Annotated in this window: 15 protein-coding genes; 4 read left to right on the top strand and 11 right to left on the bottom strand. The window is 70.7% G+C overall.

The features are described from left to right. The first annotated feature begins 118 nt into the window (after nucleotides 1-118). Nucleotides 119-1,324 carry an MFS transporter gene (locus HUJ41_RS02300; protein WP_179873179.1) on the top strand — a complete coding sequence of 402 codons (1,206 nt, stop codon included), beginning with the start codon at nucleotides 119-121 and terminating at the stop codon, nucleotides 1,322-1,324. Between the two features lie 18 nt (nucleotides 1,325-1,342). On the opposite strand, the gene HUJ41_RS02295 is transcribed toward HUJ41_RS02300, so the two are convergent. The 4 genes from HUJ41_RS02295 to HUJ41_RS02280 form a co-directional block, all read right to left on the bottom strand. Further along, nucleotides 1,343-1,888 (bottom strand): NADPH-dependent FMN reductase, encoded by a 546-nt coding sequence (locus tag HUJ41_RS02295; RefSeq protein ID WP_218925624.1) that lies wholly within the window; start codon nucleotides 1,886-1,888, stop codon nucleotides 1,343-1,345. A gap of 80 nt (nucleotides 1,889-1,968) precedes the next feature. Next, entirely contained in the window at nucleotides 1,969-2,748 is a 780-nt protein-coding gene (locus tag HUJ41_RS02290) for a siderophore-interacting protein (protein WP_179873177.1), read from the bottom strand. Between the two features lie 14 nt (nucleotides 2,749-2,762). Next, the gene (locus tag HUJ41_RS02285) at nucleotides 2,763-3,749 is read right to left on the bottom strand and encodes an aldo/keto reductase (RefSeq protein ID WP_179873176.1); all 987 of its coding nucleotides are present in this window, start codon (nucleotides 3,747-3,749) and stop codon (nucleotides 2,763-2,765) included. A gap of 34 nt (nucleotides 3,750-3,783) precedes the next feature. Beyond that, nucleotides 3,784-4,590, bottom strand: a complete 807-nt coding sequence (locus HUJ41_RS02280) for an alpha/beta fold hydrolase (RefSeq protein ID WP_246299288.1) — start codon at nucleotides 4,588-4,590, stop codon at nucleotides 3,784-3,786. 274 nt (nucleotides 4,591-4,864) lie between these two features. On the opposite strand from HUJ41_RS02280, the gene HUJ41_RS02275 reads away from it, so the two are divergent. Then, on the top strand, nucleotides 4,865-5,758 hold the full coding sequence (locus HUJ41_RS02275; protein WP_179873174.1) for a DUF4349 domain-containing protein: 894 nt from the start codon (nucleotides 4,865-4,867) through the stop codon (nucleotides 5,756-5,758). A gap of 10 nt (nucleotides 5,759-5,768) precedes the next feature. Here HUJ41_RS02275 and HUJ41_RS02270 read toward each other — a convergent pair whose 3' ends face one another. Next, a complete protein-coding gene (locus HUJ41_RS02270) occupies nucleotides 5,769-6,755 on the bottom strand; it encodes an IS481 family transposase (RefSeq protein ID WP_431356474.1) in 987 nt (328 codons plus the stop codon). Between the two features lie 118 nt (nucleotides 6,756-6,873). On the opposite strand from HUJ41_RS02270, the gene HUJ41_RS02265 reads away from it, so the two are divergent. Continuing rightward, a complete protein-coding gene (locus HUJ41_RS02265) occupies nucleotides 6,874-7,308 on the top strand; it encodes a nitroreductase family deazaflavin-dependent oxidoreductase (RefSeq protein WP_179873172.1) in 435 nt (144 codons plus the stop codon). Nucleotides 7,309-7,578: 270 nt separating this feature from the next. Here HUJ41_RS02265 and sufU read toward each other — a convergent pair whose 3' ends face one another. From sufU to HUJ41_RS02245, 4 genes are read right to left on the bottom strand one after another with little or no spacing between them, the layout of a single operon-like run. After that, nucleotides 7,579-8,037, bottom strand: coding sequence for a Fe-S cluster assembly sulfur transfer protein SufU (gene sufU, locus HUJ41_RS02260; RefSeq protein WP_179873171.1), 459 nt, complete (start codon nucleotides 8,035-8,037; stop codon nucleotides 7,579-7,581). Further along, nucleotides 8,034-9,356 carry an aminotransferase class V-fold PLP-dependent enzyme gene (locus HUJ41_RS02255; protein ID WP_246299287.1) on the bottom strand — a complete coding sequence of 441 codons (1,323 nt, stop codon included), beginning with the start codon at nucleotides 9,354-9,356 and terminating at the stop codon, nucleotides 8,034-8,036. The genes sufU and HUJ41_RS02255 overlap by 4 nt, the downstream gene beginning before the upstream one ends. 22 nt (nucleotides 9,357-9,378) lie before the next feature. After that, the gene (locus HUJ41_RS02250; RefSeq protein ID WP_179873169.1) at nucleotides 9,379-10,071 is read right to left on the bottom strand and encodes an aspartate/glutamate racemase family protein; all 693 of its coding nucleotides are present in this window, start codon (nucleotides 10,069-10,071) and stop codon (nucleotides 9,379-9,381) included. Nucleotides 10,072-10,076: 5 nt separating this feature from the next. Then, nucleotides 10,077-10,772 (bottom strand): hypothetical protein, encoded by a 696-nt coding sequence (locus HUJ41_RS02245; RefSeq protein ID WP_179873168.1) that lies wholly within the window; start codon nucleotides 10,770-10,772, stop codon nucleotides 10,077-10,079. A 71-nt stretch (nucleotides 10,773-10,843) separates the two neighbouring features. Here HUJ41_RS02245 and HUJ41_RS02240 point away from each other — a divergent pair, with 71 nt between their 5' ends. Further along, nucleotides 10,844-11,143, top strand: a complete 300-nt coding sequence (locus HUJ41_RS02240) for a Dabb family protein (protein ID WP_179873167.1) — start codon at nucleotides 10,844-10,846, stop codon at nucleotides 11,141-11,143. A gap of 54 nt (nucleotides 11,144-11,197) precedes the next feature. On the opposite strand, the gene HUJ41_RS02235 is transcribed toward HUJ41_RS02240, so the two are convergent. Further along, a complete protein-coding gene (locus HUJ41_RS02235; protein WP_179873166.1) occupies nucleotides 11,198-13,294 on the bottom strand; it encodes a hypothetical protein in 2,097 nt (698 codons plus the stop codon). Nucleotides 13,295-13,415: 121 nt separating this feature from the next. Then, the gene (locus tag HUJ41_RS02230) at nucleotides 13,416-14,111 is read right to left on the bottom strand and encodes an RraA family protein (protein ID WP_179873165.1); all 696 of its coding nucleotides are present in this window, start codon (nucleotides 14,109-14,111) and stop codon (nucleotides 13,416-13,418) included. Nucleotides 14,112-14,196: the final 85 nt, after the last annotated feature.

Genomic DNA, 14,196 nt, shown 5'->3' with positions numbered 1-14,196 from the left:
AGTTCGCCTGGTTATGCACATGTTTCCACCGACCTCCGACACGGCGCGGAAGGCCTCCGAACGCCCGGAAATCCGAGAATGTGTCCACCTGGCCAACAGGCTCTAGGCTGGTGCCCTTGTGAGTGGATATGGCGACCTGTTGAGAACTCCCGGCGTGGCGCGCATCATCTCTGCGCAGCTCACCGCCCGGCTGCCCTCCGGCATGCTCTCGCTCGCCTTCCTCATCCACATCGAGGGCATCTTCGACTCCTACGCGGCCGCGGGCCTCGTGCTCGCGGCGACGAGCGTGGGCCAGGCGGTCGCCGGCCCCCTCACGAGCCGATGGATGGGAGCCCTCGGGATGCGCCCCGTGCTCGTCGTCACGCTCATCGTGTGCGCCACGGGCATCCTGCTCATCGCCTTCGCACCCATGCCCATCTGGCTCTACATGATCGTCGGTCTCGTCACCGGGCTGTCGACCCCGCCGATTCAGCCCGCCGTGCGCACGATCTACCCCAAGATGGTGACATCGCGCCAGCTGACGCCGCTGTTCTCGCTCGACGCCTCGGCGCAGGAGATCATCTGGATCATGGGGCCGGTCATGACGGTCTTCCTCGCCACGCAGGTCTCGAGCGTCATCGCCATAGCCGTCGCCGCCGTGTTCCTCATCGGCGGCGGCACGTGGTTCATCGCGTGCCCCGAGGTCGGCAAAGTGCGCATCCCGCGCAGTCGGCGCCGCATGGGCGTCGTCCTGCGCAACCGCGCCATGCTGCTGTCGACCATCACGGGCTTCCTGCTCATCGGCTCGGCCGCGTCGATCGAGGTCGGCGTCGTCGCGGTGTTCGGTGAGGAGGGCGCCGAGGCGGGCATCCTCTTCGGCATCTGGGCGATCGCCTCGCTCGTCGGAGGCCTGTCGATGGGCCACCTGCCGATCGGGCCGTGGGCGCTCGCGCGCCGCATGGGCATCCTGTTCGTCGGCATGGCGGCCGCGCCGTTCGCCCTGGAATTCTGGTGGCTCGCCTTCGCTCTCGTCATCGCCGGCATCGGCATCGCACCCGCCCTCGCCGTCATGTTCGCGATCGTCTCGGCGAGCGTGAAGTTCAGCGAGACAGCGGAGGCCTACGGGTGGCTCGGCACCGGCCAGCTCATCGGCGCGGCCTTCGGTTCCGCCGTCGCGGGCTTCCTCATCGACGAGATCGGGCCGCTCGGAGGGTTCTACACGGCGATCGGCTTCGCCCTCCTCGGCGTCATCGTCGCGAGCGCCTTCCATGGCTGGCACCCCGACCTGCGTGGCCGCGATGCGAGCCCCCTGGCCGACACGGAGCCCGTGCAGCAGATCAGCTGAGCGTGCCCGCGCCCCGCGCTATGTGCGCAGCGCGGCGAGCGGTGCGGCGAGCGACGCGAGCTCGTCGATGACGGCCTCCATCGCACGCTCGCGCGAGTCGTCGTGCGCGAGCGTGCCTTCCTCGATCTGGCGGCTCGCACCGGGAATGATGACGTCGGCCGTCGAGCGCACCATGCCGAGCGCGAGCAGCACGGGTTCGAGCGCCGTGACGCCCCGCAGGCCGCCGGAGACTCCGCCGTAGCTCACGAACGCGACGGGCTTGCGGCTCCACTCGCGGAAGAGGAAGTCGAGCGCGTTCTTGAGCGCCGGGCTGTAGCTGTGGTTGTACTCGGGCGTCACGAGAATGACCGCCTCCGCGGCGTCGACGCGCTCGCTCCACGCGACCGTGTGCGGCTGCGTGTACTGCTTCTTCGCGGGATGCGCAGGCTCGTCGAGGAATGGTAGCGCGATCTCGGCGAGGTCGGCGAAGTCGACCTCGTGACCGGCCGCCTCCACGCGCTCACGCACCCACTGCGCGATGGGGAGGCCGATGCGGCCGGGGCGAACGCTACCGACGATGATCATGATTCGAGTCATGATGCGCACAACGGCGCCCTGCTCGACGACATTCCCCCACTCAGGGGAATCCCCGGCACCCGGGAGGGTCACCGCTTCCAGTAGCCCTTCACGACGGCGCGCTCGACGTCGATGCCCCACGCGGCGAGCACCTGGCGCACGGGCGCGACGATCGACTGCTCGCCGCACGCGAAGACGAAGCGCTCGGCAGCGTCGGCGGGCGCCGGCAGCGCCTGCAGAGCGCTCACGAGGGCGGCGCTGGGGCGCGCGGCATCGGGGTTCAGGATGCTCAACTGCAGCCCCGCGGGCGGCTCGATGCCGAGCGACGCGAGGTCGAACCGGGTCTCGAGCAGCAGGTGCCCGGTGATGCTCGAGCCGAGCATCCCGAGGTAGCGGCGCACGGCCGGGAGGGCGCTGTCGTCGCCGGCGATGACGACCTCACCGGGGCTGCCGTCGAGCACCACTGACCCTTTGGGCCCCATCATGACGGCGGGCGAGCCGAGTGACGCGCGCGCCGCCCACGCGCCGATCACGCCGGCCTCGGCGCCCGCCTCGCCGTGCACGAGCACGTCCACGTCGATCCAGCCCTCGTCGGCATCGTGCGCGACGATCGTCTCGGTACGGGACTCGCCGCGAGGGTGCTCTTCGTCGTCGAGCTCGACCGGGCCGCCCTCGGGGCTCCCCACGACGATGCGCACGTGGTCACCGCCCCCGGGCGCGATGAAGCCCGAGAGTTCGCCGGGTCGCGACGCGACGAGTCGCAGCCGCACGTAGTGCTCTACCCCCTCACGCGCGAGGACCGTGCGCGCGCCGAGGCGCAGCTCACGCACGGCGGGCGGGAACGGGTGGCGCGTGAGCGTGTAGGGCATCGGTCGCCCGCCCGCTACCAGCGCTCGTGGATGGCGGCGCGGAAGTACCGGTCGTACAGCTCGACAACGCTCTCGTGGAAGGCTGGAGGCAGGTCGTCGACCTCGCCCGCGGCGGCGTTGGCGCGCGCCTGCTGAGGCGAGCGCGCGCCGGGGATCACGGTGCTCACTCCCGGCAGCTGCGCGAGCCACGCGAGTGCGGCGGTCGCCGGTGCGAGGCCGTGCTGCTCGGCGAGCGCCGAGAACTCCACGGCTGCGGCGACACCCGACTCGTAGTCGACGCCCGAGAAGGTTTCCCCCACGTCGAAGGCCGCGCCGTCGCGGTTGTAGTGGCGGTGGTCGTTCTCCGCGAAGGTCGTCTCGCGCGTGTACTTGCCGCTCAGCAAGCCCGAGGCGAGCGGCACGCGCGCGATGATGCCGATGCCGCGATCGACGGCGACGGGCAGCACGGTCTCGAGCGGCTTGAGGCGGAACGCATTGATGATGATCTGCACGGTCGCCAGATTCGGGCGCTCCATGGCGGCGAGCGCCTCGTCGACCCGCTCCACGCTCACGCCGTAGTGGCGGATACGCCCCTCGTCGACCATCTGGTCGAGGTCGTCGAACACTCGGTCGATCGAGTAGACCGCGGTCGGCGGGCAGTGCAGCTGCACGAGGTCGAGAGTGTCCACGCCCAGGTTGGCGCGGCTGCGGTCGTTCCAGGCACGGAAGTTCTCGGTCGAGTAGTTCTCCGGCTCCTGCGGAAGGCGGCGGCCCATCTTCGTGGCGACGAAGACATCGGCCTCCGGGCGATCGGCGAGGTAGCGGCCGATGAGCTGCTCGCTGCGCCCATCGCCGTAGACGTCTGCAGTGTCGAACAGCGTGACGCCCGACTCGAGGGCAGCGTCGAGGACGGCACGGGCATCCGATTCGGAGACGTCACCCCAGTCTGCGCCGAGCTGCCAGGTGCCGAGACCGAGGGAGGACACTGCCGCACCCGTGCGGCCGAGAATGGAGGTTCGCATCCCTCCAGCGTATGCGCCTTTCGGGACGCGACTCTCAGCCGTGCTCGCGGATGACCCGCTCGACCTCGCGCGCGAGCTTCGGGCGGATCAGGTGATCCATGCCGGTCACGCGCGTCATCGTCACCTTGCGCAGCTGAGACACGATCTTGAGCCCTCCCGGCGCGATGAAAGGGTCGAGTGTGCCGTGCACGATGTCGACCGGGGCGGTGACGTCAGCGAGGTCGGCGAGCGAGGTCTGCGACTCGATCGCGTTCTCGAGGGAGAGCACGAACGGGGTCCAGTTGCGCTCCGAGACCTCCAGAACGTCTTCGATAGGCGCGATCGATGCGAGCGCGGACGCGGCCCTCGTCGTGAAATCTCGGTTGCTGCGCAAGAACTGATACGCGGCGAAGTACAGCCCCATGCTCGCGCGGTCGGCGGGGTCGCCCATCGCGGCGGGCGGCAGGTAGACCGGCGGGCCGACCATCACGAGATGGCTGACCTCGTCTCGACGGCGTGCCGCGTACCGGGCCGAGATGAGGCTGCCCAGAGAGTGCCCGACGAGCGTGAACGGCCGGCGCAGGCGCAACGACCTGATCGTGCGGCGCAACGCCGCCGTGTGCTCGTCGAGCGTGTAGCGCGCGTGCTCGGGAATCGGGGAGTGCCCGAACCCGAGCAGGTCGATCGCGATGCAGCGGTAGTCGGGCTCGAGGAGCGGCACGAGGTTGTCGAACGTCACGGAGGAGGACGCGATGCCATGCACGAGCACGACCACGGGGCGGTCGTCGCCGGCCCCTGTGCCCGAGTCGTGGGCGACATGCAACGGGGGCGGTCGCCGCAGCAGTCGATCGAGGAATCCCATGCTTCGAGTCTCTCGCATCGTCCGCGAGGGTGCGTCGACCGTGACACCGGGGCGGAAAGAGTGAGGGGGCCGGCGATCGCCAGCCCCCTCTCCTTCGCGTCCACCCCTAGTCGCGCAGGTCCATACGATAGCCACCGTAGCCACCGGCGGGCCGTCGAGGGCCCGTTGTCATCAGTCCCTCAGGATGCTCAAGGCCGGGGGTCAGGTCACAGTTGCGTTACTGCGCAAAACGTTGGGTGGTGGCACGCCCGAAGGCAGGTCTAGCGTGAGCGCCATGACTCGACGACTGCGCCTCGCGACCGCCGCCTCGCTCACCCTGCTCGCCGCTCTCGCGCTCGGCGGATGCTCCGCCGGAGCCTTCGACTCGGCGACCGACTCGGGCGGGCCGGCCTTCGGCGGTGACTCGGGAGGCGAGCTCGGTGGCGAGTTCGGCGACGCGCCGGCCGCCGAGGAGGCGGCTCAGGATGGCGAGATCTCCGACGGGCGCTCCGTCATCACCACAGGGCACCTCTATCTCACCGTCGACGCGCCGCTCGACGCCGCGGAGGAGGCCGCGCGCATCACCGAGCGCGCGGGCGGGCGGGTCGACGGTCGCACGGAGTACTCGCCCGACCAGGGTCGCTACGCCGCCGCCGAACTGCTGCTGCGCCTCCCCTCCGCGACGCTCACGGAGACGCTCGAGGAGCTGCGGGCGCTCGGCGAGGTGGAGGAGCTCACCCTGCAGACCGACGACGTGACGCGCGAGGTGCAGGATCTCGACGCGCGCATCACGGCGCTGCGGTCCTCCGTCGAGCGACTGCTCGCCCTGCAGGACGCCGCGGCGACGGTCGACGACCTCATCGACCTCGAGACGGCGATCAGCGACCGTCAGGGTCGGCTGGAGAGCCTCGAGGCGCAGCAGCGCTACCTCGCCGACCAGGTCGACCTCTCGACTCTCCGCCTGACGCTCGGCTCGGACGCGACCGCGCCCGTCGACGAGCCCGACACGTTCCTGACCGGCCTCCTCGCCGGCTGGGAGTCGCTCGTGGCCGTCGGCTCGGGCCTGCTCGTCATCGCCGGTGTGCTGCTGCCCTGGCTCGCCGTGCTCGGGGTGCTCGCCCTCGTGACGCTGCTCGTCGTGCGCGGCGCTCGACGCCGCCGGGGTCGCGCCGCCGAGCCGACTCCCTAGATCTATCCGGCTAGGACGTTGGTGACACTCGGCTGATCGGCGGGAGCCCATCGAGGGCTGAGTGGCGTCGTTGAGTGTTGTAGTAGTTCAGCCATGGCGCAAGTGCTTGCTGACGCTCGAGATTCGAGGAGAACACCTGCCGATAGGCCCACTCGGTTTGCAGGGTGCGGTTGAAGCGTTCGACCTTCCCGTTCTGCCAGGGGCAGTGGGGGCGGATCAGAACGTGACGAGCACCGAGCTGGTCCAGCACCGCCGCGACGTCGTTGGAGAGGCGATAGCCGAACGCGTTATCGGTCATCACCCGTTCAATGCGGTCGATTCCGTGATCGGCAAAGAACTCGGCGGCCCGTTGCAGGAACGCCGCGCAGGTGCCGCCCTTCTCGTCCGTCAGGATCTCGGAATACGCCAGCCGGGAGTGATCATCGACCAGGGAATGCACGAAGTCGAAACCGATCCGGGCGCGCTTCTGCGCTGAGGTTTGCCCGTGCTCGCGACCGTTGGCTCTCCAACCGCCGCCGTCGGGGATCCGGCCGAGTTTCTTGACGTCCATGTGAACCAGTTCACCGGGTCGTTGCCGCTCATAACGATGCGCGGTGGCCTTGCTGGCTCGGATCACTTCTCCAGTCAACGGATCGCAGTCCGATAGTCGCGGCACCCCACGACGTTTCAGGATCGCGCCGACTGTTCGTGTTGGGATTCCCAACTCCGGCCCGATCCAGTCCTGCCCGCGCCGCTGCTCACGGCGCAGCTGAAGAACCCGTTCCTCAACCTCGATCGGGACCCTGGTTGGTGATCGGTGCGGCCTGCAAGAGCGATCCCGCAGGCCGACGGCACCTTCCCGGCGATAACGCGCGACCCACCGATGCGCGCACTGCCGGGACACTCCGAGCTCTTTGGCGACGTGAGCGACCGGTCGACCGTCGTGAAGCACGCGCTGAATGATCAGCATCCGCCCGAACTCGTTCAAACGCGGACGAACAGACCTACCCTGGGACACGAGAACCTCCGTGTGATCGTGAAGACGTTAGACATCTCCACTAAGCCCGGAGGTTCTCCTGTTTCACAAGACCCGAACTGTCACCAAGGTCCCTGCCGAGTACAACTAGCCTCGTGGCATGCCGCTGACCGGAGAGTACGCACCCAGCACATCCGAGTGGGCCCGCGAGCAGGCGGAGCTCTACGAGCGCACGAACGGCCAGGAGGGCAACGACCTGCGCGGGCGCAGGATCATCGTGCTCACGACCCTCGGCGCCAAGACCGACATGCTGCGCAAGACGGCGCTCATGCGCGTCGAGCACGAGGGCGACTATGCCGTGATCGCGTCCAAGGGTGGCGCTCCCGAGCACCCCGTCTGGCACCACAACCTCGCCGCGCACCCGCTATGCGAGCTGCAGGACATGGCCGAGAAGCACGACTACCGGGCGCGACTCGTCGAGGGCGACGAGCGCGCCGCGTGGTGGGAGCGCGCGTGCGCGGCCTGGCCCGACTACGCGACCTACCAGACGAAGACCGACCGGCAGATCCCCGTCTGGGTGCTCGAGCGCGCGTAGCGCACGCGCGCGCCACGCGCCGCGCGCCACGCGCCACGCCCCGCGGCCCAGATTTGCCGCATACGGGCGGTACGCCCAGACCCAAGCGCCTTTTCGCGCCAGATCTGGCGCGATGCGGCCCTCGCGCGCACCCCGCACCCACCCCGCGGCCCGCACCCCACGGCCCGCGCGGCCCAGATTCGCCGCAAACGGTGCGAACGCGCAGAGCCAAGCGCCCTTTCGCGCCAGATCTGGCGCGATGCGGCGCTACGCGGCGCGGCGCGGCGCGGGCTACGCGCGACGAGTGAGGAGGTCTTCCGCCGCCACCCAGGCGAGCATCGCGCACTTGACGCGCGCGACGTACTTCGACACTCCGCTCAGAGCGGCCGCGTCACCGAAGCGCTCCTCGTCGAGGGGGATGGCGCCACGCGAGCGCAGTGCCTCGCGGAACTCCTCGATGAGCGCGGCGAACTCCTCCGTCGTCCAGGGCGAACCCTCGTCGGCGGACTCTTCGGCGAGGGTCGCGAGCAGGGACGCGCTCGACTGCGAGATCGAGCATCCGGCACCCTCCCACGCGATCGCCTCGATGCGGTCGCCCGCCGCGTTCCAGCGCAGGGCGAGCGTGATCTCGTCGCCGCACACGGGGTTGCGCTGGTGACTGGTCTCCTCGCCGACCTCGAGGCCGACGCCGTGCGGGTGCTTCGAGTGGTCGAGGATGATCTGCTGGTAGAGCTGTTCGAGTGCGCTCACGGGGTGCTCCCTTCCGCTCCGAAGAACGACCGGATGCCCGCGACCGCGTCGAGCGCGAGCTCGACCTCCTCGGGCGTCGTGTGCACCGCCGCGCTGAGCCGCAGACTCGCGGTGGCGCCGAGCCGCCGATGCAGGGGTTGGGCGCAATGGTGGCCGACGCGGGCGGCGATGCCGCGGTCGTCGAGGAACTGCCCTGCGTCGTGCGCGTGCACTCCGTCGACGACGACGCTCGCGAGCGCGACCGTCGGTGCGGCGGGGTCGGTGCCGAGCAGTCGCACGCCGGGTATGGCGGCGAGGCCGTCGCGCAGTCGCTGCCCGAGGGCGTGCTCGCTCGCAGCGATGCGGTCGAGGCCGAGCCCGTCGACGAAGCGGACGGCTTCGGCGAGCCCGACGGCCTGAGCGATGCGCGGCGTGCCCGGTTCGAAGCGCTGCGGGCTCGGCAGGTACTCGGCCTTCTCGAGGGTCACGGTAGTGATCATCGAGCCGCCGTAGAGGAACGGCGGCAGGGCGTCGAGCACCTCGGCGCGGCCGTAGAGCACCCCGATGCCGGTGGGGCCGTAGAGCTTGTGCCCGCTGAAGACGGCGAGGTCGACGTCGAGCTCGCGAGGGTGGAGGGGCACGTGCGGCGCGGCCTGGCAGGAGTCGAGCACGACGAGGGCGCCGACCGCGCGGGCGAGGGGCACGAGCTGGGCGAGCGGGCTCACCTGTCCGGTGACGTTGGAGACGTGGCTGAGCGCGAGCACGCGCGTGCGCTCGCCGATGACGCTGCGAGCGACCTCGACGTCGAGGGCGCCGTCGTCGCGCACGGGGATGTGCCGCAGGGTCGCACCGGTGCGGGCGGCGAGCTCCTGCCACGGAATGAGGTTCGCGTGGTGCTCGAGCTCGGTCGTGACGATCTCGTCGCCGGGCGTCAGCGCGTAGGGTGCGGCGGCAGCGCCACCCATGCCGAGGCTCGCGTTGCCGAGCGCGTAGGCGATGAGGTTGAGCGCCTCGGTCGCGTGGCTCGTGAACACGACCTCGTTGTCGTCGACCTGCAGGAAGCGGGCGATGGTGAGCCGGGCATCCTCGTACAGCTCGGTCGCCTCGCCCGCGAGGGTGTGCGCGCCGCGGTGCACGGCCGCGTTCGCGATCGCGTAGAAGCTGCTCTCCGCGTCCATGACGCGCTGCGGTTTCTGCGCGGTCGCCGCCGAGTCGAGGTAGACGAGCGGGTGGCCCTGCACCTCGCGCTGCAGGATCGGGAACTGCGCGCGGATCGCCTCGAGCTCGCCGCCCGTGAACGGCTCGGCGGTCGGGGTGCTCGTGGGCGTCGCAACAGTCACGCTTCCAGGGTAGAGCGTGCGCCTACGGCGCGAGAGCCCACTCGACGGCGGCCTCGGCGTGCAGGCGCGTCGTCGGGAAGAGCGGCACGGCGACATGGTGCTGCTCGATGAGCAGCTCGATCTCGGTGCACCCGAGCACGATGCCCTGCGCGCCTTGGGCGACGAGCCGGTCGATGATGCGCAGGTACTCGGCGCGCGACTGCTCGGAGACCACGCCGCGCACGAGCTCCTCGTAGATGACGCGGTGCACGACCTCCTGGTCGTCGGGCTCGGGCACGAGCACGTCGAGCCCGTGCGAGGCGATGCGGTCTCGCAGGAACGGCTGCTGCATCGTGAAGCGCGTGCCGAGCATCCCGACCCTGTCGAGGCCGGCTGCGGAGACGGCGCGCGCGGTCACGTCCGCCAGATGCAGCAGCGGGATGCTCACCGCGGCCTCGATCGCCGGCGCGACGAGGTGCATGGTGTTGGTGCAGAGCAGGATCGCCTCGGCGCCGGCCGCCTCGAGACCCTGCGCCTCCCGCGCGAGCAGCTCGCCCGCGCGCTCCCAGTCCCCGGCCGCCTGCAGTCGCTCGACCTCGGCGAAGTCGACCGACACCATGACGAGGTCGGCCGAGTGCACGCCGCCGAGCCGCTGCGCAACCAGCTCGTTGATGAGCGAGTAGTAGAGGGCAGAGCTCTGCCAGCTCATGCCGCCGAGCAGTCCGAGTCGTCGCATGCTCCCTAGTCTTCCAGCGGGGGTTGCTGGGCCGACAGCGCCTCGCGCACGAGGGAGCGAGCGCCCTCCGGCAGCGCGTCGACCCCGCGCACCTCTCCGACCGAATCGCCACCGGGCCCGCGGGCGACGCTCACGCTCGCGGCGACCCCCGGCGCGTCGACCGCGAGGCGCACGTCCGCGCGGGCGAGCTCGTCGTCGTTCCAGTGGGCTCGCTCGATGGCCAGGCTCACGCGTGCGCCGTCGTGCTCGATGACCGTCGTCACCCGGTCGATGTAGGGGCACCACGGCGGCCCGGCTCCGTCCATGGGCGTCCACTCGCGCGTCGACTCCGTGACCGGCCGCACGTCGTCGAGACCGATCGCCGCGGCGAGCGCCGGGAGGGTCGAGCGCAGGCTCTGCGCGACGGTCTCCCACGAGGGCTCGGCAGGGTCGGCGGGCGGCGGGCTCGGCTCGGGCATCCCGCTCGCATCACCGGAGCGCGCAGCGCGCACCGCGTCAGCGAGTGTGGAGGTCGCAGACAGAGCGCGCGCCGCCGCGACGTGCACATCGCAGAACCAGCCCTGATTCTCGGGATGCCCCACCGCGCGCTCGGCCCTCGCCGCAGTCGAGCGGCCTGAGCCGCGCGCGAGCACGAACGTCACGAGCCGATCGGCCGTGTCGTCGAGGTCGACCCCGCACACCTCGCAGCTCGGCGGCCTCATGTCTCGCACCTTACCCGCGACGGCCCCCGGCGCGAGGGCAGCCCGAGCGGGCGTGGCTCTAGGCTGAGCGCATGATCCGACATATCGTGCTGTTCCGCCTCGCCGCCGAGGACGACACCCAGCGCCGCGAGGACGCGGCCGAGATCGCGAGCCGACTCGAGGCCCTGCACTCGCAGATCGCCGGCATCGAGAGCATTCGAGTCGACCGCGACCTCGGGCTCGTCGACGGGCACTGGGACCTCGCGCTCGTCTCCGAGCACGAGGACAACGCTGCCCTCGAGGCCTACCAGGTGCACCCCCTGCACAAGGAGGCTGCGGCATTCATCGCCTCCGTCGTCAGCGATCGCGCGGTGGTCGACTACGCGGTGTGAGTCGCGGTCGCCCCGGTCTTCGTGCGGGCGAGCACCATCCGGCGAGCACGGTGTCTACGTCGAAGCGCCCGTGATGTGAACCCCCGCGGAGTCGACGGTCACGTCGGTGAGCGTCACGCCAGCGTCACGCAGCACGGCATTGACTCCCGCGAGCCCGTCGTCCAAAAGACCGAGAACCTCGGACGGCACCTCCGCCTCGATGCCGTACACCACGGCGCTCGCCTCGGCGCTGAGCCCGCCGTCCTGCCCGACCGCCGGTGCGATCCGCACGTCCAGAAAGCCGAGATCGTAGGAGAAGTATCCGTCTCGAATGTCCACCCCGGGGAGGTCGAGCAGGCTTGCCGGAATCGTCGCCTCCCGGGCGCCCGACGTGATGAGCGGCTCGAGATAGTCGACGACGGGGCGGAGCGAATGCGGAACCGACGCCCGAAGCTCCTCCAACGCAGCGGTCACCTCCGCCGATGGCGCGGCACTGGGGTCAGGAGCTGGCGGCGGCGGCGGCTCCGTCGCGGCTGAGCCGGGCGGCCCAGCAGCGCCCGGGGCCGCGGGAGCACTCGCGTGAGCCTCCGTAGTCGCGCTCTCGGCCTCCGACGCGGTCGCATCCGGATCGGTCGGCGTGGTGGGCGGCGTGCCGGTCGGCGCGGGCGAATCGGCGACGTCGCCTTCGGCGGGTGCCGTCGACGAGACGGCGTCGGGAGGGTCCACCGATTCAGGACGCTCGTCGGCAGGACGTGGCTCGGGGGCGGTCGTATCGGGCCCTCGAGAGTCGACCGGTTCGGAGGGTTCTGGTGGCTCAGCCGCGTGCGCTGAAGGGTCACCCGTACTCGTGCTCGGGGTGACGTCGAGCGAGATCGTGATCTCGCCGTCGTCCCCCTCGATGACGGCGCCGACGCGCATGACGGCCCCGTGCGTTCCCACCCAGCCCTCTCGGTGGCTTCGACCCTCCGTGTCGGCCGTGAAATCCCATCGCTCACTCTCGGGTAGCTCGATGACCGCGCCCTGCCCGCTCGCGCGCATTCGTTCGAGCGCCGCGCGTGCTTCTGCGCCAGAGAGAACTACCGTGCGCGTGCCGACGCCGGGTGGCGTCGCCGGCCCGCTCGCAGCCGCACCAGCAGAAACCGTCACCGCCGTCGTGCGGCGCAGTGCGGTGTGCGCGCCTGCGCCGCTGCCGCCCGCGCCCGCGAGCAGTCCCACCAATCCGCCGGCGACGAGGGCAGCGGCTCCCGCCCCGAGTGGCGTGCTCAGGGGGTCTCCGAGAAGGTCGAAGACGACCGAGCCGGAGCACGAACTGCCGTCGGCGAAGCTCCACTCCAGCCTCCCCTCGTAGAGGCCGGTGCCGGCGTTGAGAAGCTGCCCGATGGGGAGCACTCCCGTTTCAACACCTGCACCGTCGCCGTCTGGGTCGACATCGTCGTCGCCCTGACTGAATACCGGAATGTTGGCACCCATGTAGGTGAGACCGCCCCACCCGCTCGTGATGCCCGAGGGCTTCGTGAAGCTGTAGGCGATCGTCGCGTCGCGGTCGGCGACGATCACCGGATTCGCGACGGTCAGCTCGGCGAGCGACTGCCCGTTGACGCTCATCTCGCACGACCCGCTGAGGTCGGCACGCGCGGGCGATGCGGCGCCCGCGTCGAGGCCGAGCATCCCGCTGGCGCCGACGACGATCCACGCCAGGACCGTCACTACGCTCATTCCCGCCGCCGCACGGACCGGCGACGTTCGGCGCAACCGTGCGTTGTAGCGGGCGACGGTCACGGCCCACAGCAGGGAGGGCACGATGATGCCGACGAGGAGGCCTGCCACGAGCGCCTGGATGAGCCGACCGACGTCGAAGACCGCAAGGCCGAACTGCTGCAGGATCATGGCGCCGCCGATGCCGAGCGCAAGGCCGGAGAGGATGCCGCCGACGCTGACTCTCGGAGTCCAGCGCAAGGGTAACCCCGGGTCGCGCTTCGGCGGATACTGCTTCGCACGCGCGACCGCGAATGCGCGCCGCACGAAGAACTGAACAACGAAGGACACCACCGCTACGACGGCGAGGCCGACCCAGCCCCAGACGAGCGTGGCAATCGTCACCAGCGCGAAGAAGACCGCCTGGATGAGGAACGAAGCGATTCCATGACCTACACGGGCAGCAGTGGCAGACATCGCCCACTCCAGAGTCGTTGATGGGGCGACTCGGGCTGGTCACCCTCGTGCGCGCCGACATTACCAGCATCCGTGCGCCCAGGGAACCCGCGGCGCTCTCGCATGCCTGCACCGACACACATCAGGTCTCGACAGCGCCGCCGATGTCGCGCAGGTGCTCCCGCAGGGTCAGCGAGGGCTCGTCGCGCTGGCGCTTCCGGTACTCGGTGTACCGCACCTGCGCCCGCAGGTTCACTCCTTGGCGCATGCGGTCGGCCTGCGCGGCCTCCGTCTCGCGGATGCTCGCCGCGAGCTCGAGCAGCTCCTCGCGGCGATCGGGGCGAACGACGAGCACGCCGTCCTCATCGAGCACCACGAGGTCGTCGGGGGTGACGGGCACGTAGCCGAGGCGAGCGCTGCGGCGCACGACGCTCGTCGCGGGTGCACGGCGCGGACCGTACGGGTGGGCGCCGCAGCTCACGATCGGCAGCCCGATCTGCCGCAGCTGCTCCGTGTCGCGGTGCCGCCCCCAGATGACGATCGCAGCGAGCCCCGCACGGTGGGCCTCGAGGGCGATCAGGTCGCCGACGCAGGCCTCATCGTCGCGGCCACCGTTGTCGACGACGAGCACCGACCCGGGGCGCGCATCATCGATGATGGCGAGGAACGCGTCGACGCTGCCCTCGTGCGTGACCGGCAGTGCGAGCCCCGCGACGGGATGCCCGGCCCCGAGCATCCTCATCGTCGGGGGCGCGCTCGGCACGTCGAGCTGCAGCCGCACCGCCGCGTCGGCGATCGCGGCGGTCGGCAGGGCGGCGAAGGTCGCACGGTCACTCATGCCTCGAGCCTGGCAGGCACGCCAGTGCCGGGCGAGAGCCACCCGGGACCGCGTGGCCTGCGCAGCACCGGCGGCGCAGCTCTCC

It is taken from the genome of Microcella indica, from assembly GCF_013414345.1.
Classification (GTDB): domain Bacteria; phylum Actinomycetota; class Actinomycetes; order Actinomycetales; family Microbacteriaceae; genus Microcella; species Microcella indica.
This window is presented reverse-complemented; position numbering and strand designations above follow the sequence as displayed.